General features: G+C 62.1%; 19 protein-coding genes. 4 read left to right on the top strand and 15 right to left on the bottom strand.

All coding sequences use genetic code 11. The features are described 5' to 3' along the window. Window positions 1-2: 2 nt before the first annotated feature. The 3 genes from KHO49_RS01570 (at window position 3) to KHO49_RS01580 (ending at window position 3952) form a co-directional block, all read left to right on the top strand. Window positions 3-470 (top strand): inhibitor of vertebrate lysozyme family protein, encoded by a 468-nt coding sequence (locus tag KHO49_RS01570; protein WP_102862504.1) that lies wholly within the window; start codon window positions 3-5, stop codon window positions 468-470. A 744-nt stretch (window positions 471-1214) separates the two neighbouring features. Next, entirely contained in the window at window positions 1215-2546 is a 1332-nt protein-coding gene (gene gltP / locus KHO49_RS01575) for a glutamate/aspartate:proton symporter GltP (protein WP_102862505.1), read from the top strand. Window positions 2547-2722: 176 nt separating this feature from the next. After that, complete coding sequence (locus KHO49_RS01580) at window positions 2723-3952, top strand: spore maturation protein (RefSeq protein ID WP_110594113.1); 1230 nt, start codon at window positions 2723-2725, stop codon at window positions 3950-3952. Window positions 3953-4016: 64 nt separating this feature from the next. Here the strand turns inward: KHO49_RS01580 and KHO49_RS01585 are convergent, their stop codons facing one another. From KHO49_RS01585 to KHO49_RS01625, 9 genes are all read right to left on the bottom strand, one after another. Further along, entirely contained in the window at window positions 4017-4646 is a 630-nt protein-coding gene (locus KHO49_RS01585; RefSeq protein WP_110652538.1) for an ABC-type transport auxiliary lipoprotein family protein, read from the bottom strand. Further along, window positions 4643-5581, bottom strand: coding sequence for an MlaD family protein (locus tag KHO49_RS01590; protein WP_102862508.1), 939 nt, complete (start codon window positions 5579-5581; stop codon window positions 4643-4645). Before KHO49_RS01590 ends, KHO49_RS01585 begins: the two co-directional genes overlap by 4 nt. Before the next feature lies 1 nt (window position 5582). Then, window positions 5583-6386: an ABC transporter ATP-binding protein gene (locus KHO49_RS01595; protein WP_213664513.1), complete on the bottom strand. Its 804-nt coding sequence runs from the start codon at window positions 6384-6386 to the stop codon at window positions 5583-5585. Further along, window positions 6383-7531, bottom strand: a complete 1149-nt coding sequence (locus KHO49_RS01600) for an ABC transporter permease (RefSeq protein WP_102881457.1) — start codon at window positions 7529-7531, stop codon at window positions 6383-6385. Before KHO49_RS01600 ends, KHO49_RS01595 begins: the two co-directional genes overlap by 4 nt. 54 nt (window positions 7532-7585) lie before the next feature. Beyond that, the gene (locus tag KHO49_RS01605) at window positions 7586-8629 is read right to left on the bottom strand and encodes a DUF5924 family protein (RefSeq protein WP_102881458.1); all 1044 of its coding nucleotides are present in this window, start codon (window positions 8627-8629) and stop codon (window positions 7586-7588) included. 94 nt (window positions 8630-8723) lie between these two features. Continuing rightward, a complete protein-coding gene (locus KHO49_RS01610; protein WP_213664514.1) occupies window positions 8724-10109 on the bottom strand; it encodes a M16 family metallopeptidase in 1386 nt (461 codons plus the stop codon). Window positions 10110-10165: 56 nt separating this feature from the next. After that, window positions 10166-11824: a Na/Pi cotransporter family protein gene (locus tag KHO49_RS01615; RefSeq protein WP_213664515.1), complete on the bottom strand. Its 1659-nt coding sequence runs from the start codon at window positions 11822-11824 to the stop codon at window positions 10166-10168. A 216-nt stretch (window positions 11825-12040) separates the two neighbouring features. After that, window positions 12041-12808, bottom strand: coding sequence for a TerC family protein (locus KHO49_RS01620; protein ID WP_102862514.1), 768 nt, complete (start codon window positions 12806-12808; stop codon window positions 12041-12043). A gap of 67 nt (window positions 12809-12875) precedes the next feature. Next, window positions 12876-14183: a CitMHS family transporter gene (locus KHO49_RS01625; protein ID WP_102881461.1), complete on the bottom strand. Its 1308-nt coding sequence runs from the start codon at window positions 14181-14183 to the stop codon at window positions 12876-12878. Window positions 14184-14502: 319 nt separating this feature from the next. On the opposite strand from KHO49_RS01625, the gene KHO49_RS01630 reads away from it, so the two are divergent. Next, window positions 14503-14904, top strand: coding sequence for a GFA family protein (locus tag KHO49_RS01630; RefSeq protein ID WP_213664516.1), 402 nt, complete (start codon window positions 14503-14505; stop codon window positions 14902-14904). 251 nt (window positions 14905-15155) lie between these two features. Here KHO49_RS01630 and KHO49_RS01635 read toward each other — a convergent pair whose 3' ends face one another. From KHO49_RS01635 to KHO49_RS01660, 6 genes are all read right to left on the bottom strand, one after another. Continuing rightward, window positions 15156-15530: a DUF2388 domain-containing protein gene (locus KHO49_RS01635; RefSeq protein WP_213664517.1), complete on the bottom strand. Its 375-nt coding sequence runs from the start codon at window positions 15528-15530 to the stop codon at window positions 15156-15158. A gap of 97 nt (window positions 15531-15627) precedes the next feature. Beyond that, window positions 15628-17589 carry a DUF7844 domain-containing protein gene (locus tag KHO49_RS01640; RefSeq protein WP_102881463.1) on the bottom strand — a complete coding sequence of 654 codons (1962 nt, stop codon included), beginning with the start codon at window positions 17587-17589 and terminating at the stop codon, window positions 15628-15630. Next, window positions 17586-17906: a DUF2388 domain-containing protein gene (locus tag KHO49_RS01645; protein ID WP_102862518.1), complete on the bottom strand. Its 321-nt coding sequence runs from the start codon at window positions 17904-17906 to the stop codon at window positions 17586-17588. The genes KHO49_RS01640 and KHO49_RS01645 overlap by 4 nt, the downstream gene beginning before the upstream one ends. Window positions 17907-17933: 27 nt before the next feature. Continuing rightward, a complete protein-coding gene (locus KHO49_RS01650) occupies window positions 17934-18227 on the bottom strand; it encodes a DUF2388 domain-containing protein (protein ID WP_371826189.1) in 294 nt (97 codons plus the stop codon). Window positions 18228-18342: 115 nt separating this feature from the next. Then, window positions 18343-18660: a DUF2388 domain-containing protein gene (locus KHO49_RS01655; RefSeq protein ID WP_102881464.1), complete on the bottom strand. Its 318-nt coding sequence runs from the start codon at window positions 18658-18660 to the stop codon at window positions 18343-18345. Window positions 18661-19134: 474 nt separating this feature from the next. Then, the gene (locus KHO49_RS01660) at window positions 19135-19350 is read right to left on the bottom strand and encodes a DUF1127 domain-containing protein (protein WP_011058498.1); all 216 of its coding nucleotides are present in this window, start codon (window positions 19348-19350) and stop codon (window positions 19135-19137) included. Window positions 19351-19651: the final 301 nt, after the last annotated feature.

Consider the following 19651-nt stretch of genomic DNA (forward strand, 5'->3'; position numbering starts at 1 on the left):
CCATGAGTCTTTCGTTGAAAACATTGGCTGCCACGCTGCTGCTGGGCGTCAGCGCCCTGGCGTCGGCGGCCAATGATGGCCAGGCACGTACCAACCAGCTGCTGGGTTCAGACCCGCAGTTTCGTGACACCTGGCAGGGGGTTGTGCACAAGGAAGAGCGCTTGCCTGAATGGGTGATGAACCTGTCGGGCGATGCTCAGCAACAGATGAACGCAGTGACTGAAGACGGCGATCAGTACCTGGTTGGACCGCTCTGTGAGACTGCGCAGAGTTGTCAGAACCAGCGCCTGATCGTGGCCTTCAGCTTCGACAAGAAGCACGCCTACGCGATGTTGGTGGAGGTGCCTGCGGGCTTGCCTGCGGACAAGTCACCGACCCGTCACGCGAGCTACCGCTTTCTCGGCAAACCCGATGAAGGAATGCGGGCATTGCTTCAGGAGCAGTTGCGCAAAGACCCGAACTGGTACTGAGCGCGCATTGCCGATTTTGCATAACAGCTAGAAGAAAGGGCCGCCCTGGCTCTTTCGACTGTTGCACCACCCGAGGAGGGTGAGTGCATGACCAAGGGGTCGGGACGTTCTGATCCACTGATGATCGGAGTGACCTAGGGGTACAGGGAGTGCCTCCGCAAGGGCCGGGTCAGGAAAGAGCAGCGGCGTAAGCTCCCAGGTCGAGCATCGACTTGACGAGCTTGCGGCGTGCTTGAAGAGCAAAGTCTTGTCCTAGAGCCATCGGTCCGTCTTTTTCGTGATTCCCCAAGGAAAAAATCTTCCTTTGACTCCAGTCAAACGTTTCCTGGTGTTTCTCTGCGACCGTATATCGAGAAACTTTGCGTCAATTGCGCAACCTTTCCGAACGCCCGAATCAGAGTAATCCTAAACTTTTTCAGACCTTTTCCTGACCCTTCCGACAAGCCTGCACGCCGCCTGAAATGGCCGTTTCACGGTATTTCTGCCTGCCGAAATGTCGTATTCGAACCGGTTGGGACGCCCGTTTAGTTTGTAAAAACTCATGCCGATTCGGCATAGGGTAGGCGTTTACGGCATTAGACGCGCCCCCCTAGCATCGGAATAGTTGCGCCTTTTTTCGCCCGCAGAGAGCCGTAAATGCTCGTTCGGGATGACCTTATACGGGGGCCGATGCACAAACTTTTCCGCCATTGAGCGTTCCAGTTCGCGCATCAGCCCGAGTCCAACTGAAGTAAGGGTAATGATATGAAGAAGGCAAAATTAAGCCTCGCCTGGCAGATCCTCATCGGTCTGGTCCTGGGGATTGCAATTGGCGCGCTGCTCAATCATTTCAGTGCTGAAAAGGCCTGGTGGGTCAGCAACGTTCTGCAACCTGCAGGCGATATCTTTATCCGCTTGATCAAGATGATCGTGATTCCGATCGTCATCTCCTCGCTGATCGTCGGCATTGCCGGTGTCGGCGACGCCAAGAAACTTGGCCGCATCGGTCTGAAGACCATCATCTACTTCGAAATCGTCACCACCATCGCCATCGTCGTGGGTCTGCTGCTGGCCAACCTGTTCCATCCGGGCGCGGGCATCGACATGAGCACCCTGGGTACCGTGGACATTTCCAAGTACCAGGCCACCGCCGCCGAAGTGCAGCATGAACATGCGTTCATCGAGACCATTCTCAACCTGATTCCATCGAACATCTTCGCGGCCATGGCCCGTGGCGAGATGCTGCCGATCATCTTCTTCTCGGTGCTGTTCGGTCTGGGCTTGTCGAGCCTGCAGTCCGATCTGCGCGAGCCGCTGGTGAAGATGTTCCAGGGCGTCTCGGAAAGCATGTTCAAAGTCACCCACATGATCATGAACTACGCGCCGATTGGTGTGTTTGCCCTGATCTCGGTGACCGTCGCCAACTTCGGTTTCGCCTCCCTGCTGCCGTTGGCCAAGCTGGTGATCCTGGTGTACGTGGCCATCGCCTTCTTCGCCTTCGTGATCCTCGGCCTGATCGCCCGCCTGTTCGGCTTCTCGGTGCTCAAGCTGATGCGCATCTTCAAGGATGAACTGGTGCTGGCCTACTCCACCGCCAGCTCGGAAACCGTGCTGCCGCGGGTGATCGAGAAGATGGAAGCCTACGGCGCGCCGAAAGCCATCTGCAGCTTCGTGGTGCCCACCGGTTACTCCTTCAACCTGGACGGCTCGACCCTGTACCAGTCCATCGCGGCGATCTTCATTGCCCAGCTGTACGGCATCGACCTGTCCATCAGCCAGCAATTGCTGTTGGTGCTGACCCTGATGGTCACTTCCAAAGGCATTGCCGGAGTTCCGGGCGTGTCCTTCGTGGTGCTGCTGGCCACCCTGGGCAGCGTGGGCATTCCGCTGGAAGGCCTGGCCTTCATCGCCGGTGTCGACCGGGTGATGGACATGGCGCGCACCGCCTTGAACGTCATCGGCAACGCCCTGGCAGTCCTGGTCATCGCCCGTTGGGAAGGCATGTACGACGATGCCAAGGGCCAGCGCTACTGGAATTCCCTGCCGCACTGGCGCAGCAAAGAGAAGCTGCCGGCAGGCGAAGCGTCCAAAGGCTAAGCGCCTCGGTGTAGGAACTGGCTTGCCGACGCAGAGGCCCTCAAGTCCTCTATACGGCTCAGATGCGCCTTCGCCGACAAGCCGGCTCCTGCAATGAACGAACCCCGGGTAATCCGGGGTTTGTCGTTTCTGCGGGCCCCGCTATCATTCGCCGCATCTTCCGAGGGATATGACCGATGCTCAATGGCCTGTGGCTTGGCTTCTTTATCGTAGCGACCGTGTCCGCCCTGGCGCAGTGGCTGGTGGGCGGCAACGCCGGGATCTTTGCCGCCATGGTGGAAAGCATTTTCGCGATGGCCAAGCTGTCGGTGGAGGTGATGGTGCTGCTGTTCGGCACCCTGACCCTGTGGCTGGGTTTTCTGCGGATCGCCGAGAAGGCCGGCATCGTCGATTGGCTGGCCAAGATCCTGGGCCCGCTGTTCAAGCGCCTGATGCCGGAAGTGCCGCCAGGGCACCCGGCCCTGGGGCTGATCACCCTGAACTTCGCCGCCAACGGCCTGGGCCTGGATAACGCTGCCACGCCGATCGGCCTCAAGGCCATGCGCGCCCTGCAGGAACTCAACCCCAGCGCCACCACCGCCAGCAACGCGCAGATCCTGTTCCTGGTGCTCAACGCTTCGTCCCTGACCCTGCTGCCGGTGACCATCTTCATGTACCGCGCCCAGCAAGGTGCGGCGGACCCGACCCTGGTGTTCCTGCCGATCCTCCTGGCCACCAGCGCTTCGACCCTGGTCGGCCTGCTGTCGGTGGCGGTAATGCAGCGCCTGCGTCTCTGGGACCCGGTGGTGCTGGCCTACCTGATTCCCGGGGCCCTGGCCCTGGGGGCCTTCATGGCGCTGCTGGCGACTCTGTCGGCCACGGCCCTGGCATCCCTGTCGTCGATCCTCGGCAACCTCACCCTGTTCGGCCTGATCATGCTGTTCCTGGTGATCGGTGCGCTGCGCAAGGTCAAGGTCTACGAGGCCTTTGTCGAAGGGGCCAAGGAGGGTTTTGACGTCGCCAAGAACCTCTTGCCGTACCTGGTAGCCATGCTGTGCGCGATCGGCGTATTGCGGGCGTCCGGGGCGCTGGATTTCGGCCTCGACGGGATTCGCCATCTGGTGGCCTGGGCCGGCTGGGATACACGCTTTGTCGACGCTCTGCCCACCGCCATGGTCAAGCCGTTCTCCGGCAGTGCCGCCCGGGCGATGCTCATCGAGACCATGAAGACCCAGGGCGTGGACAGTTTCCCGGCCCTGGCGGCGGCGACCATCCAGGGCAGCACCGAGACCACCTTCTATGTGCTGGCGGTCTACTTCGGTGCGGTGGGTATCCAGCGGGTGCGGCACGCGGTGGGCTGTGCCTTGCTGGCCGAGTTCGCCGGGGTGGTGGCGGCGATTGCGGTTTGCTACTGGTTCTTTGGATAAGCCTTCGCCGGCAAGCCGGCTCCTACGGAGGTTGTAGGAGCCGGCTTGCCGGCGAAAGGGCCGTTCATTGTTTCAGCGCCAGGTTGCCCTGCCCCACCGCCCAATCCACTACCTGCCGGGTAAGCGCGTCGCTGGCTTGGCCAAACCCTGTCACCACCGCCGGCACTTGGGGTTCGCTCAGGGGTTGGCGCACTTCAAAGCGCCGGCTGGCGAGGATTTTTTGGTCATAGCCACGAATCAGCCGCGCATCCAGGCGGATCACCACCTGGACGGCGTTGCCCTGATACTCGGTCTGAAAGGCTTGCAGGTCGCCGCCCAGGGCCAGGTCGGTCTGCAGGTTGCTGTCGTCGGTGCTCAACAACTGCACCCGGCCATCGCGCTGGAAGCCGTCCAGCAGGCGGTTGCGCAGCAGGATCGGTGCCGGGTCGCTCCAGCGCGAAGCCTTGTAGCTGCTGATCAGGTTGCCCTGGGGAATCACCGCGATGCGTGCGCTGTTCAGCGCATCGCCAGCCTGCGGCTTGAGCAACTGCAGCGACCACGACAGTGCCTTGCCCGTGGCAGGGGTCGCGTTTTGCCCTACCGGCAGCCGGTAGATATCCAGTGGTTCGCCCTTGGGCAGGATCGAGCAGGCAGCGCTCAGGGCCAGGGTGCACCCCAGGGCCAGTCGGGCCAGCAGGTGACAGGCAGGCTTCATGGCGTGAACTCCTTGTTCTTCTCGTTACCCAGCAAGTAACCGCCGGGGTTGGCTTCGAGGCGGCGGGTGATGGCTCGCAGCGAGCTCAGGGTCTCGCGCAGCTCGCGCACCGCCGGCGCCAGGCCGTTGAGCCCTTGCATGCCATTGTTCAGCGAGTCCTGGTTGTCGCTCAGCAGTTTGTTCAGGGTGGCGCTGCTCTGCTCCAGGTTGCGCATGGCGTGCTCGGCGCTGCCGAACATCTGCTTGCCCTGGTCGTTGAGCAGGCCGTTGGCATTGCGCATCAGCGCGGTGGTCTGTTCCAGCATGGCGCTGGTCTGCTTGCTGATAGAGCCCAGTTGCTGCATCAGCTGGCGCAGGTCGTCACGTTGTCCGGCGATGCTGGCCGAGGTTTTCTGCAGGTTGTCCAGGGTGTTGCTGACCCGCTCCACGTTGTCCGGAGAAAACATGCTGTTGGCGTTGTGCAGCAGCAGGTTGACCCCGGTCATCAGGTCATTGCTGTTGTTCAGCAGGCGGGCAATGGGCGATGGCGAGGCAATGATGGTCGGCAGGTGGCCGTCCTTGCCCTTGAGGGGCGGGCTTTGCGGTGTACCGCCGCTGAGCTGGATGATCGAGGTGCCGGTGATGCCGGTCAGGGCCAGCTTGGCCTGGGTGTCCTCCTTGATCGGGGTTTCACTGCCCAGGCGGATCTGCGCCAGTACCCGGCGCGGGTCCTTGGGGTCCAGGCGCAGGTTGACCACATCGCCGACCTTGATGCCGCTGTATTGCACGGCGCTACCCTTGGACAGGCCGCTGACCGCCTCATTGAAGACAATCTGATAGTCCTGGAAGGCGCTGTCGACGCTGGACTTGGCCAGCCACAGGCCGAACAGCAGGGCGCCGGCCACCACGATCACGGTGAACAGGCCGATCAGTACATGATGGGCTCGGGTTTCCATGTCATCCCTCGTTGGTCTGTGTAGCGGCCTGGTAGGCCGCGCGGCCGCGTGGGCCATGGAAGTATTGGTGAATCCATTCGTCCGGAGTTTCGGCGACGATCTCGATGGCGTCCGCCACCAGTACCTTTTTCTGCGCCAGTACCGCCACCCGGTCGGTGATGGTGTAGAGGGTGTCCAGGTCGTGGGTGACCAGGAACACGCTCAGGCCCAGGGCATCGCGCAGGGTCAGGATCAGTTGGTCAAAGGCTGCCGCCCCCACCGGGTCGAGGCCGGCGGTGGGTTCGTCGAGAAACAGGATGTCCGGGTCCAGGGCCAGGGCACGGGCCAGGGCTGCGCGCTTGATCATGCCGCCGGAGAGCGAGGATGGGTATTTGTCGGCGGCCGACAGGGGCAACCCGGCCAGGGCCAGTTTCACCGCCGCCAGGTGTTCGGCGTCGCTGCGGGACAGGCCTGCATGCTCGATCAGTGGCAGGGCGACGTTCTCGGTCACTGTCAGCGAGGTGAACAGCGCGCCCTTCTGGAACAGCACGCCAAAGCGCCGCTCGATCAGGGAACGTTGCTGCTCCGGCAGGCTGGGCAGGTCCTGGCCGAAGACCCGCACCGAGCCTTCGCTGGGTTGGCGCAGGCCGACGATGCTGCGCAGCAGCACCGACTTGCCGCTACCGGAGCCGCCGACCACACCGAGGATCTCGCCCTTGTACACGTCCAGGTCGAGATTTTCGTGCACGCTCTGCTTGCCGAAGCGGTTGCACAGGCCACGGACCTCGATCACCGCCTCGGCGGGCGGGCGCGTCGGGCGGCTCACCAGCCCATCTCCATGAAGAACAGCGCGGCCACGGCGTCGATGACGATCACCACGAAGATCGACTGCACCACGCTAGACGTGGTGTGGGCGCCCACCGATTCGGCGCTGCCGCTGACCTTGAAGCCCTCCAGGCAGCCGATGGCGGCGATCAGGAAAGCGAAGATCGGCGCTTTGACCAGGCCCAGCAGAAAGTGCTTAACGCCGATGTCCGAGTGCAGCAGCGAAAGGAACATCGCCGGGGAAATATCCAGGGACAGGGCACAGACCACGGCGCCGCCGATGATCCCCGAGAGCATCGCCAGAAAGGTCAGCATCGGCAGCGCCACCAGCAGGGCCAGCACCCGAGGCAGCACCAGCAACTCCATCGGGTCCAGGCCCAGGGTGCGGATGGCGTCGATCTCTTCGTTGGCCTTCATCGAGCCGATCTGCGCGGTGAAGGCGCTGGCGGTGCGCCCGGCCATGAGGATCGCGGTGAGCAGCACGCCAAATTCCCGCAGGAAGGAAAACGCCACCAGGTCGACGGTAAAGATGCTGGCGCCGAAGTTGGCCAGCACCGTGGCCCCGAGAAAGGCCACCACCGCCCCCACCAGGAAGGTCAGCAGGGCGACGATGGGCGCGGCATCGAGGCCGGTCTGCTCGATATGCGCCACCACCGGGGTGATGCGCCAGCGCTTGGGGTGCAGCAGGCCCCGGGCCAGGGTTTCGAGGATCAGGCCGATAAAGCCCAGGACCTTCAGGGTGTCCTGCCAGACGGTGTAGACCGCACTGCCAATGCGTGAGAGCAGTTGCACGCTGACGGCAATCTCCGGTTCCTTGACCGGTACACAAAAATCGTTGAGCGAGCTGTAGACCGTATGCAGCAATGCGCGGTCGGCGGTGGACAGGGTGCAATCGGGGTGTTCGGCGGATTGCCCCAGGCGTTCGGTCCCCAGGAGTTCTACCAGCAGCGAGGCACCCGCGGTGTCCAGGGCTCCCAGGCCGTTGAGGTCGACGTGGGTGCTGCTGTCGTAGTGGCCGTTGAGGCTCTGGCAGAGGCGCTTGAGGTCGCTGTAGTGGGCCAGCGTCCAGTCTCCGCCGATGCGCAGTTGCGCCGGAGTGTGGGCGTTATCCAGTTGAGCGGTGCCGGGCGTCATGCGGGTATTCATAAGCTCCGAGCTTGTGTGGCGATTGCGCAGTGCTACGTAATAGCACGATCCCCGTTACTTTGCCTCGCCGCTCTTGGCTGGATCTTGATCTGGGTCGGTGATCTCGAAGCGCAGCACACCAATCACCTGTCCGTCCTCGGTGATCACCCGCACTTGCCATTTTCCCGCTGGGTTGCCGGGGAAATTCTGCTTGTGGGACCAGGCGCGGTAGCCCTCCTTGCGTCCGCCGTGAATATCCAGGGCGATGCGATCAACTTCGCTGCCGTTGAACTTCCAGACGTGATAGATGCGCTCGTCCAGGCCCCGGGGGGCGTTGATCGCGGTGTAGGCGTACAAACCGCTGCTGCGTACCTGGCTGGCACTCACCTGTTCGAGGCTGTCCCCGGGCGTGCGGTCCTGGAGTTGGGTGCTGATGGCGTCCTCGGTCAGCCACAGGGTGGCCGGCGGCACCCAGGAGCGCAGCAGCCAGCCGGTGCTGCCAATGGCCAGGGTGATACACAGCACCGCCAGTGCGCTGCGCACGCTGCGGATCGGCAGGATCGACGCCAGGCTCGGGAAGGACAGGAGCATGGCGATGCCCAGGGCCAGCTTGAAGCTCTGGGCCGTGGTCAGGTGCAGGATCAGCGGCAGGGCCGTGAGCAAGGCGGCGAACAGGGTCAGGGTGTGCAAGGCGAGGAACAGCCAGCGCCGCGGCGCCAGCCACTTGTAGTACAGCGGGTCGGTGATGGAAATCAGCGCCGCTGCCCCCAGCAGCCCGGTGAATACCAGTTGGCCGCTGTTCCAGCTGGTGGTGATGAAGAAGAACGGCAGGACGAAGAACAGGCTTTCCTGGTGGATCATTTGTGTCGCGTAGCGCAGCAACGGTTGTGGGATCTCGCGCTTGAAGACCTTGGTGAACAGTTGGGTCAGGCTGTTTTCCAGCATCAGCCAGACCCAGCTCACCAACAGGATCACGGCGATCCACGAGGCCAGGCTCTGTTGCCGGTCCACCAGGATGAAGCTGCCGACTCCGGAGATGAAACCGCCGAGCGCAATGACCCCCGGGTAGCGCTTCATCAGTTCCAGAATGCGCTGAATATAGTGGGTCAGGTTAGGCATCGGGCGGGGTCACAGTCTTGGCAGGAAAAAACCGTGACAGGATACCTGTTGGCCGCGGCCTGTGGCGAGGGAGCAGGCTCCCTCGCCACACCGGCTAGAGGGTGCGCCGGCGGTACAGCAGGTAGCCGCCCAGGCTGCCGAAGACGATCAGGGCCAGCAGGCCGCCGGTCAGCCAGAGCAGTTGCTCGTCCCCCAACAGGGGTTTTTCGATTCGCACATAGCCCGGCTGTTGCAGCAATTGCTTCAGCGCCAGGTTGGCCTGCTTCAGGCTCACCGCCCGCAGGCGCTTGGCCGGGTCGCTGAAGCGGCCGTTGTCGAAGTCGCCGAGGGCACTCCAGTAGTAATCCGCCAAGGCGCTGTTGCCCTGTACTGCCCAAGCCTGGCGATCGATGGCGGCCTGCTTCAGGCGCTCGAAAGTCGCGGGGTCCAGACCGTCCTTGAGCAGTTTCGCCTTGAGCTGCTCGACCACCTGTCGGGCCTGGGGCAGGTCATCGCGTTCGAGGTCGGCATTGAGGCTGAGAAAACCGACGCTGCCAAACACTTCACGGTCGCTCCAGGGGCCGTAGGACAGCTCATGCTCCAGGCGCAACTGACGGTATAACGCCCAGTCCAGATAGTCCTTGAGCAGGTCGAAGGTCTCGTCGTGCTGCTGCTCCAGCAGGGGTTCGGGAAACAGCCAGTGCAATTGTGCGCTCTGCCCTACCCAGCCATGGATCAAGTTGCGCTCGGCGGCGGCCGTGCCCTGGATCTGTGGCAGCTCGCGGTGCTCGCTGGGCTCTACCGGCTCGAGGGCGCCGTAGGTGCGTTCCAGATAAGCCGGCAGCAGGCGATCCAGTTCGCCGACGACGATCAGGGTCATGTTGTTGGGGGCGTACCAGTCTTTGCGCACTTGCTCCAGCTGGGCCAGGGTCAGGTGCCCGACTTCGGCGCGCTCGGCGCATTTGAGCCCCAGTTCCACCGCCAGCTGGTTGCCGGCCTTGTGGCCCAGGTCCTGGCGGTCGAGCCAGCGTTGCAGGTGCGAGTAATGGCCGCCGTCTTCGCGCTCCACCACCTGTTTGGCGGCGGCCACGGCGTTGTCGCCAAGGTGGGTGCGGGTGAGCAATGCCAGCAGCAGATCGAGGACCTTGCGCTGGTTTTTCGCTGGGGCTTCGATGACGAAGGTGGTGTCGGCATTGCTGGTATAGGCGTTCCATTCGCCGCCCAGGGCTTGCATGCGCTCTTCCAGGCCGCCCTCGCCGCTGGCGTCGATGCCGCTGAACAGCAAGTGTTCAAGCAAGTGCGGCAGTTCCTTGTCGGCACAGGGGAAATCGTCCAGGCCGACGCCCACCACCAGGCGGATCGCCACATGGCCGCGTTCGCTACCGGGCTTGAGCAGCAGTTGCAGGCCGTTGGGCAGGGTGTAGCCTTCGACCTGGAAACGATCCAGGGCCCATCCTTGTGCACTGCCCAGCAACAGGCAGGCGAATAACAGACAACGCATAACAAGCTTCCTTACGGCGTGCGTAAGTTTTAGAGACTTCAGATCACTCTGGACGTTCAGGGTGAATGGGTGATGTCAGCCATGTTCTCGATTTCCAGCGCCCCGGTTTCCGAGGTTTCCAGGACCACGTAGGCGCTGCTGCAGAACAGCGAGTTGAGACGCTTCATGTCGGCGATCAGTTCCAGGTGCAGGGAGCTGGTCTCGATGCTCTGGACGATCTTGCGCTGCAGCCGGCTGACGTGGGCGTGGGCCAGGCGCCGTTCCTGGGCGCGGAAGCGGCGTTTCTCCCGCAGCAATTGACGTGCGCTTTCCGGGTCGGCGCTGAGAAATACCGAGAGTCCCAGGCGCAGGTTGGCGATCAGTTGCGCGTGCAGTCCGGTCAGCTCTTCCAGACCCACTTCGGAGAAGGAGCGGCGTTGCGACGTCTTCTGCTGCTGGACCTTGCGCAGCATGCGTTCAATCAGGTCGCTGGCCAGCTTGAGGTTGATCGCCAGTTCGATGATCTCCGCCCAGCGCCGGCTGTCCTGCTCGCTGAGGTCTTCCCGGGGCATTTGCGCCAGGTACAGCTTGATGGCGCTGTACAGCGCTTCGACATCCTCGCTCAGGGCGCGCATTTCCTGGGTAATGGCGGTCTGCTTGCCACGCAGCACATCGCGCATGGCTTCCAGCATATTGTCGATCAGGTCTCCGATGCGCAGGGTTTCCCGGGCGGCGTTGGCCAGGGCCAGGCTCGGGGTGGCCAGGGCAGTGGGATCGAGGTGCCGTGGTCGTGCACGGCCGTTGTCCTGGGGGCGCTCGGGCATCAGCCAGGCACAGAATCGGGCCATGGGGCCGACAGTGGGCAGCAGCAACAGGCAGCGGACGGTGTTGTACAACAGGTGGAAGCCGATCACCACTTCCTGTGGACTGAAGTCCAGGCTATCCATCCAGTGGGCCAGCGGGTCGAGCACCGGAATGATCAGCAGCAGGCCGATCAGCTTGTACAGCAGGCTGCCCAGCGCCACCTGGCGTCCGGCGGTGTTCTGCATGCTGGTGCTGAGGAAGGCCAGCACCCCGCTGCCGATGTTGGCGCCGATCACCAGGCCGATGGCCACCGGCAGGCCGATCACCCCGGCCCCGGCCAGGGTGGCGGTCAGCAGCACCGCCGCCAGGCTGGAGTAGGACACCATGGCGAACACCGCGCCCATCAGCGCATCCAGGAGGATGTCGCCGGTGAGTGAGGCGAACAGCACCTTCACCCCTTGGGCGTGGGTAATCGGCGCTGCGGCTTCGACGATCAGTTGCAGGGCCAGGATGATCAGGCCCAGGCCGATGCCGACCCGGCCCAGCTGGCCGGCGCGAGTCTGTTTGCGCGACAGAAAGAAAATCACCCCGAGGAAGATCAGCAACGGTGACAGCCAGGACAGGTCGAAAGTCAGCACCCGAGCCATCAATGCGGTACCGACATCGGCCCCCAGCATGGTGGCCAGCGCCGGGGTCAGGGTCATCAGGCCCTGGCCGACAAAGGAGGTCACCAGCATCGCCGTGGCGTTGCTGCTCTGGACCATGGCGGTTACCAGGATGCCGGCGACGAAGGCCAGCGGTCGCCTGGCCATGTTCTGACCGATTACGTGGCGCAGGTTGGAGCCGTAGACCCGCAGGATGCCGGTACGGACGATGTGCGTGCCCCAGATCAGCAGGGCCACGGCGGAAAGCAGATTGAGCAGGGTCAGCATGAGAGGGCCCCCCTGGGGTGAAGAGCCCCAAGCGGGGCCAATGGACGTTGTTGCGCGAGGTTCTACGTTATGTACTTAAGCTGTAGTTGGCTAACGCACAGGACGCCAGCATCGCATAGCTAAACCGGTGATTGAAACAAAACTGTCATGAAAACAGCTGCCTGCAGCCGTGAAAAAGGGGCTCGTAAGCCCCTTTTTCTGTAGCGCGTTGGCGGTTTATTGACCAGGAATGTCCTTGCGCAGTTTCACCGGGTCCTGCTGTTTTTTCTTCTTCGCGATGGCGGTGCGCATCTTGATGTTGATGGCTTCCACCGCCAGGGAGAAGGCCATGGCGAAGTAGACGTAGCCTTTTGGTACGTGCACTTCGAAGGCCTCGGCGATCAGTACGGTACCGACCACCAGCAGGAACGACAGCGCAAGCATCTTCAACGACGGGTGCTTGTCGATGAATTCGCTGATGGCGCCGGCCGCCAGCATCATCACCAGGACCGCGACAATGATCGCCGCCACCATGACCGGCACATGGGACACCATGCCCACTGCGGTGATGACCGAGTCCAGGGAGAAGACGATGTCGATGATGGCGATCTGGATGATGGTGTAGATGAAGTTGCCGCCCTTGCCTTTGGGTTCATCCAGGGTTTCGTCTTCACCTTCCAGTGCGTGGTACATCTCCTGGGAGCTTTTCCACAGCAGGAACAGGCCGCCGAAGAACAGGATCAGGTCCCGCCCGGAAATGCCTTGGCCGAAGACCACGAACAGATCGGCCGTAAGGCGCATGACCCAGGTGATCGACAGCAGCAACAGAATCCGCGTGACCATGGCCAGGGCCAGGCCGAAGATCCGGGTGCGCGCCTGCATGTGCTTGGGCATGCGGCTGACCAGGATCGAAATCATGATGATGTTGTCGATGCCCAGGACGATTTCCAGGGCGGTCAAGGTAAAGAAGGCAACCCAGATTTCCGGGTTGGTCAGCCATTCCATGTGTATTCCTTTGAGCGGTTGTTATGGCCCGGGCCGGGAAGCCGGCCCGAGCGAAGAATCATTGCTTTTATAGCGTGCTGAACAGCGGAAAAATCCCCATCAGCAGAGCGGCGAACATTATGCACAGACAGACCAGAACTGCCCACTTGAGGGTGAAGCGCTGGTGATCGCCGAACTCGATGCCAGCCAGGGCCACCAACAGATAGGTCGAGGGTACCAGCGGGCTGAGCAAGTGCACCGGTTGGCCGACGATCGACGCCCGGGCCATTTCCACCGCCGTGATGCCGTAATGACTGGCGGCTTCTGCCAGCACTGGCAATACGCCGTAGTAGAAGGCGTCGTTGGACATGAAGAAGGTGAACGGCATGCTCACCAGCGCGGTGATCACCGCGAGATAGGGCCCCAGGGCTTCAGGGATCACTGCCAGCAGGCTCTTGGACATGGCGTCGACCATGCCGGTACCGGACAGGATGCCGGTGAAGATACCGGCAGCGAAGATCAGCCCGACCACTGCCAGCACGCTGCCGGCGTGGGCCGCAACCCGGTCTTTCTGCTGCTGCAGGCAGGGGTAGTTGACGATCATGGCAATACTGAAGGCCACCATGAACAGCACGGGCAACGGCAGCAGCCCGGCGATCAGCGCGCACATCAGGGCGAAGGTCAGGGCACCGTTGAACCAGATCAGCTTCGGACGACGGGCGTCGGGGTACTGCGAGACGCTGATTTCACTGTGATCGATCTCATCGCCCGCCAGGTGCAGTTCGCCCAGGCGTGCCCGTTCACGTTTGCCGTACAGATAGGCGATCGCCAGGATCGCCACCACACCGGCCAGCATCGCTGGGATCATCGGCACGAAAATGTCCGACGGGTCCACGTGCAAAGCGCTGGCGGCGCGGGCGGTCGGGCCGCCCCAGGGGGTCATGTTCATCACCCCGCCGGCGAGGATGATCAGGCCCGCCATGATCCGCGGGCTCATGCCGATGCGGCTGTAAAGCGGCAGCATGGCGGCCACGCAGATCATGTAGGTGGTGGCGCCGTCACCGTCCAGGGACACCACCAGGGCCAGCACGGCGGTGCCGACCGAGACCTTCAGCGGGTCGCCCTTGACCAGCTTGAGGATCTTGCGCACCGCCGGGTCGAACAGGCCGGAGTCGATCATCAGGGCGAAATACAGAATGGCGAACATCAGCATCACGCCGGTGGGCGCCAGCTTGGTGATGCCTTCGAGCATCATGGGACCGATCTTCGGTGCGAAACCGCCGAACAGGGCGAACAGGATCGGCACGATGATCAGGGCGATCAGCGCGGACAGGCGCTTGGTCATGATCAGGAACATGAACGTGATGACCATGGCAAAGCCAAGGAAAGTCAGCATGGGAATACTCCAGGCGTAGCGCGGCTAGGGAATGGCGAACCGGGTGGGATCAGCGCAGAACGGCAAGCACGAGGCGTACGGGGGGAGTCGAAGCGAACAGGCGGGTACGAGCGGACATCAGAATCACCATTGTTGTTGTTAATAGGGCCGGGAGCGCCAGAAACGCCCGCTGTGGCCAACCGGTCTTTTGCCGGTAGTGGAGGCGATCCTAATCGGGGAAGCTTTCAGCCAGCTTTCGGCATTGAAAGGAAACGGTGGATGTTGCGGCAGGCGACCAGCGGCATAAAGTGACGGGCATGGGCCCGAAAGAGGAATGCACATGAGTGAGTTGCACACCGGCGGCTGCCACTGCGGGCGGCTGCGCTACCAGTTCAGCGGGCCACTGCGGGATATCGCCCACTGTCATTGCTCGATCTGCCGCCGGGTCAGCGGTGGTCTGGTGACCACCTGGATCACTTTGCCCGCCCAGGCTTTCAAGTGGCTGGAAGGCGTTCCCGCGCGCTACGACTCATCTGCAAGTTGTGCGCGCTATTTCTGCGCTGACTGCGGTGCTCACTTGGCACTGGTTACCCACCTGAGCCCGGACAGCATCGATGTCACCATCGCCACTCTGGATCACCCGGAACGGGCGCCTGCGGACCGGCATATCTGGACCGACAGCCGGCTTCCCTGGCTGCACCTGGATGAGCAGTTGCCAGGTGAGGCGCAAGAGACGCTATAGCGCCATGGGCTGTAGGGCGTTCAGGGGGCTGACGCTGTTTGCCATGAGTGAACGCTTTGGGGTTCCCACTGGCGCGTGCCGTGGCCCCAGGAATCGTCGCTGCTGCGCAGCCCCGCGGGAGCAAGCTCCCTCGCCACAGGTTGTTTTTTGCTCGGTCTATTGTCCGACTGAACGGGATTGGGCCTTGGGCACTCTTTTCAATCGAGGAGAAGGTTCCTGGCAAGGTTCGGACAGGTCCGTCCTTGGGGGCTTCAGTGGGTGGAAGCCAGGATGGCACAAGCCAGGACAAGATCATCGTAGTGATCCAGGTCGCCCTTCTGACGCAGCATCAGCAGGGCCGACTCAAGTAGCGCCCCACGAACGGCGGTATTGGTGGCGACAAAGGCCGCGGCGTCATCGCGGGCTAGCAGCAGTCGCTTCTGATCGCTGTCACTCAGTTCGTTGAATGTCACTGTTGTGCCGATAAACGGGCCGGTTGTGGTGAGGGCTCCCCAGAACACCGTGGCCAGGCCAGGCTCTGTATCGAAATCGGGGACTACCTTGATGGCCTGGGCAGCGGTGCTAAGTGCCAGGGTGCCTAGAATGCTGAAGCCTAAACGCGCGGCGATAGTCTTGGGGCTTTTCATGGTGACGTGCATCCTGTAGCCGTAGGTGTGGACCCGCTGCAAACGAGGTGCTTTCTGGCGGCTAGCAGGCACAAAGCACCGACTATAGATCAGGGAGTCAAGGCAGTTCCAGGCCGCCTGCTGCCTTGTGCAGAGCCCGCAGGTGCTCGCCCACCTGCTTCAGATTGGCCTCGTTGGCGGCGATCTCGGCGGCCCGGGCTGGTTCGAGCAACGCCCGCACTTCCTTGTCCAGTTCGCCGGTCAGCGATTGCAGCTGTTTCTGCCGCTCACTGCTTTCGGACTCCAGGCGCTGCCATTCGCCGGGCTGGGGCAAGCCATAGCCGCTGCTGCCCAGCAGTTCCGCCGGTCGGCTGAGGAAGCCGCTGTTGGCGAGAATTTCCTGCAAGGTCTTGTTGGCTTTTTCCATGCCGCCATTCTTCAGTTCCCGGGCGCCCAGGTAGCGCTGCTTGACCTCGTCCTGGGCCAGCAACAGTTGCCGGCGATAGCTGGCCTGCTCCAGGAGCAGCAAGGCCGCGCTGGTTCGCAGGTCGGCCCGGTCGAACCACTCGCGGCGTTGCGCAGCGCTCAGTGACAGCCAGTCTTCGACGCTGGCCTGTTTGATCGGCAGGTGCTTTTTGATCACTTCGAACATGGCCTGGTAGCGGTCGCGGAAGGAGTCGAAGCGATAGCCCAGGCGCAGCGCTTCCCGGGGATCGTCGAGTACGCTGGTGTCCGCCAGTCCCCTGCCCTTGAGCACTTCCAGCAAGCCGTTGGGCATGATGCTGTCGAGGCCGATCAGTTGTTTGTTGTTGCTGCCGCTGCGCAGCAGCTTGAGGCTCTCCACTGCGCAGTTGTTGGACAGGAAGTAATAGTTGCCGTCATAGCTCCAGTGCATCTCGGCGGCGTGCTCCACCACTTCCTCGATCTCGCTGCGTGACAGCTTCAAGGGCACGGATGCCAGGCTGCGCAGTTCGGTCTTGGTGTATTCATCGATGACTTGCGACAGCGGCAGGACGAACAGCCGCGAAGGATATTTGCCCACCAGGCCATCCCAACTGGACAACTGTACGTCGCCGACAAAGGCGCGGTAGGACAGCACCAGGTGTTGGTCCAAGTCCAGGCGGCAATCCGGGCCACGGGGTCGGCCTGGGGCACAGATCACCAGGCGCAGCATGCTGTGGCCCCAGCGGCTGACCCAGTTCTGGTTGGCCTCGGCCAGCAGGTAGTCCACCGCGTAGACCCGTTCCGGGTCGACCTTGCCCAGGGGCGTCTTGGCGAAGTCGTTGCCGGCGTTGAGGAAGGCAAAGGACTGGGCACAATTGTCCTTGGCTGCAGGGGCCCAGGCGAAATGTTCCTGGTAGTAGCGATACAGCGCCGGGCGGCGGCAGGCGTAGCTCGGATCGAGGAGGAAGTACTCCATGTTCACCGCTACGAACTCTTTCGGGTTGGTGATCTCGTAGAGGTCCGGACTGCGGGCAACCTGCCGGTTGTGCTGTTCCCGCTCTCCGCGGCGACCGACATATTGCGGCCAGCCGGCCAGGTCCAGCAGCCGCGGGTCGTCGCTGAGGGTAAAGCGGCGATCGTTCTGGCCCCGGCACTCATCCGGCAGGCCGATCAGGCCGGAAGTACCGGTCTTGCGGGTGCAGCGCTGGATCAGGCTGCGTTCGGCGCTGGGCCATAAACGCGCACGATCATAAATATGGGTCAGTTCATGAAGTACGGTGGCGAGCAGTTCCCGGCGCACGGTGCCATGGGGGCGACTGGTCTTCTGGGTCGCGGCCGAGCCATCGGCCAGGCTGGGCAACAGGGCACGATTGAGGTCCAGTTCCGCAACCAGGGATGCCGCGCCATAGGCATTGTCGGGCATCTGGTCGGTCCAGCCGACATCAATGGTGCGATCCAGTTGCTGGATGAAGCGCGGCGGCAGTGCCTGCATCGCTTCATCCAGCAGCGCCTGGCTGGCGCGTTGTTGCGCCGGGCTCAAACCATCGGTCTTGAGGCGCAATTGCAGGTCGGCTTGGGCGGTGCCACAGAGCAGCCCCAGGGTCCCGGCCAGCAGCCAGGCGAAAACTGGCTTCACAGAGCGAGGATAGCTTCGGCGAGGACCTGATCGCTGGCGTTACGGGCTTCCGGCAATTGGGTGCGCAGTGCAGTGAAGGCAGCTTCCAGTTGTGCGCCACGGATATCGCCATTGCTGGCGACAAAGCTGGCGGCATCGTCATGGGCTTCGCGCACGACTTTGGAGTCACGGATCGAGGTGGTGGTGTCCGAGGTGAAATCGATCGTGCGGCCAGAGGCGCGGACGATGATATTACTGGTGGCCACCAGGGTTTGTGCCTGGGCCACGTCGGCCAACAACAGCAGGCCAAGGGTGGCGGCAATCAGCGGGCTACGCATGGAACGACTCCGGAATAACAGGGATGGCTATTGGACGAGAATTGCCTGCGCCAGTTCAAGGTCGCTGGCATGAAGTTTTGCCTGGTGTTGCCGCAGATATTTCAGTGCGGACTCCAGGCGTGCCCCACGCAGTTGGCCGTCGGTCGCAATGAAGGCGGCGGCGTCATCCTGGGCGGCGAGCAGCAGTTTATGGTCGAAGGGCGCCGAGGTCACCTGGCTTGTAGCGTAAGCCGTGATGACCGAGCTCTGGGTCGTCAGGTCAAATGCCTGCACCGAGGAGGCCCAACAGACAGCGATCAATAGTGGAGCGAAAAGCGAAATTCGGAACAAACCCAAGAGTCTCGACAGCTGAAAACCAGCGCCAAGGCTAGCGCAATGGCCCGGGCAGGGCCAGTGCAGAGGGTTTCAGGTGCGTACACGCACCTGAAACGGCAGGTCAGATCGCCAGGATTGCTTGAGCCAGTTGTGTGTCAGTGGCCTGCAGTTGAGGGGCTTGTTGGCGGATGTGGGCGAAGGCACTTTCCAGTTTTACCCCGCGAATTGCGCCGTCGGTGGCGACGAAGCTGGCGGCGTCATCCCGGGCAGCGCGGACAATCTTGTTGTCGCGCAGGGAGGAGGTGACGTCGGAGGTCGCATCGGTCGTGGCCTTGAGGGCGCCGACAATGGCGTCAGTGGTCACGATCAGGCTAGTGGCGTGGGCATTGGCGGCCAGGGACAGCAGTGCGGCAGCGCTGAGCAGTCGAAGACGGGACATGGGTAACTCCTGTGAATGAAACAGACAATTAAAGGGCGCTGAGTGAGACGCCGGGCAGCCACTGCGAGGTGCTGTGTCCGATGAAACTGACGCAACTCGGAAGAAAATCGCTACGTCACTTCAGATATTAGGCTGAGCTTTTCTATTCGCACAGATCTGTGTCAGGGCTGGGGGCCGCCAACAATGAATTCATGACGCAGTCCTCGTCGAGACGTCGAGCGATTGGCTTGCAGCATCAAGCTATTGGGTTTCTCGGCGAAGAGACAGATAGGCTGGGATTGGAACTGTACCTATTATATTTTTGTTTTTATTAAACTGTACCTGTCATTGGCTGGTACAGACTGTCCTTCACCTCTGAACGTTTGTCATCGGCCCACAACGACAAAACCCGTCGCAGTTTCCCGCGACGGGTTTTGTGTGTGCAATTCGGGGTGCTGGCGGTGGACCCGGAGGGTCAGAGCCAGCGACGCTGAGTTAGCGCCAGAACGGCTTGCTCAGCTCTTCGTAGCGTTGTGCTTCGCTGATCCCGGCATCGGCCAGCAGACGCGAATCCAGGCGAGCCAGTTGATGGCGGCTGGAGATGCGGCGCTGCCACAGCATCAGGTTGGCGATAACGCGCAGAGGCAGGGAAGCCTGGGTTTTTTCAGCTTTGTCTTCGAAGAACAGTTCGGAACTGAGTGTACGTTCCATGGTTGACATCCTTCCGCTTGTGGCGGGATCAGGTAGTGATTTAACTGGTGCCCATGATCCTCTTCCCGCGCAAGACTCTGTAGATACAGTTCACCTGTATTGTGAAGGACCAGTTAACTGTTTATAGAGGCTGTACTGTTCGTAAATGGCGCAACTGTACCTGTCAGCACCTTTTTGGTGCGTTTAGGCGGTTTTTGATTGGAAGTTAACGGTTTTAGGCGAGGGAAAGACCGGTACAGCAGTACAGTTTTTGTCGGCCTATGATGGGCGGCTGGCGAGCTGACGAAACTGTGTTTGCGTC

The organism is Pseudomonas sp. RC4D1 (assembly GCF_018390395.1).
Taxonomy (GTDB): Bacteria; Pseudomonadota; Gammaproteobacteria; order Pseudomonadales; family Pseudomonadaceae; genus Aquipseudomonas; species Aquipseudomonas danubii.

What these genes read in the sequence shown, in the direction of transcription:
- KHO49_RS01570 (WP_102862504.1), top strand. Translation starts at nt 3, where the DNA reads ATGAGTCTTTCGTTGAAAACATTGGCTGCCACGCTGCTGCTGGGCGTC.
- gltP (WP_102862505.1), top strand. Translation starts at nt 1,215, where the DNA reads ATGAAGAAGGCAAAATTAAGCCTCGCCTGGCAGATCCTCATCGGTCTG.
- KHO49_RS01660 (WP_011058498.1), bottom strand. Translation starts at nt 19,350, where the DNA reads ATGGAACGTACACTCAGTTCCGAACTGTTCTTCGAAGACAAAGCTGAA.
- KHO49_RS01620 (WP_102862514.1), bottom strand. Translation starts at nt 12,808, where the DNA reads ATGGAATGGCTGACCAACCCGGAAATCTGGGTTGCCTTCTTTACCTTG.
- KHO49_RS01655 (WP_102881464.1), bottom strand. Translation starts at nt 18,660, where the DNA reads ATGTCCCGTCTTCGACTGCTCAGCGCTGCCGCACTGCTGTCCCTGGCC.
- KHO49_RS01590 (WP_102862508.1), bottom strand. Translation starts at nt 5,581, where the DNA reads ATGGAAACCCGAGCCCATCATGTACTGATCGGCCTGTTCACCGTGATC.
- KHO49_RS01630 (WP_213664516.1), top strand. Translation starts at nt 14,503, where the DNA reads ATGAGTGAGTTGCACACCGGCGGCTGCCACTGCGGGCGGCTGCGCTAC.
- KHO49_RS01610 (WP_213664514.1), bottom strand. Translation starts at nt 10,109, where the DNA reads ATGCGTTGTCTGTTATTCGCCTGCCTGTTGCTGGGCAGTGCACAAGGA.
- KHO49_RS01585 (WP_110652538.1), bottom strand. Translation starts at nt 4,646, where the DNA reads ATGAAGCCTGCCTGTCACCTGCTGGCCCGACTGGCCCTGGGGTGCACC.
- KHO49_RS01625 (WP_102881461.1), bottom strand. Translation starts at nt 14,183, where the DNA reads ATGCTGACTTTCCTTGGCTTTGCCATGGTCATCACGTTCATGTTCCTG.
- KHO49_RS01605 (WP_102881458.1), bottom strand. Translation starts at nt 8,629, where the DNA reads ATGCCTAACCTGACCCACTATATTCAGCGCATTCTGGAACTGATGAAG.
- KHO49_RS01635 (WP_213664517.1), bottom strand. Translation starts at nt 15,530, where the DNA reads ATGAAAAGCCCCAAGACTATCGCCGCGCGTTTAGGCTTCAGCATTCTA.
- KHO49_RS01600 (WP_102881457.1), bottom strand. Translation starts at nt 7,531, where the DNA reads ATGAATACCCGCATGACGCCCGGCACCGCTCAACTGGATAACGCCCAC.
- KHO49_RS01645 (WP_102862518.1), bottom strand. Translation starts at nt 17,906, where the DNA reads ATGCGTAGCCCGCTGATTGCCGCCACCCTTGGCCTGCTGTTGTTGGCC.
- KHO49_RS01615 (WP_213664515.1), bottom strand. Translation starts at nt 11,824, where the DNA reads ATGCTGACCCTGCTCAATCTGCTTTCCGCCGTGGCCCTGCTGATCTGG.
- KHO49_RS01580 (WP_110594113.1), top strand. Translation starts at nt 2,723, where the DNA reads ATGCTCAATGGCCTGTGGCTTGGCTTCTTTATCGTAGCGACCGTGTCC.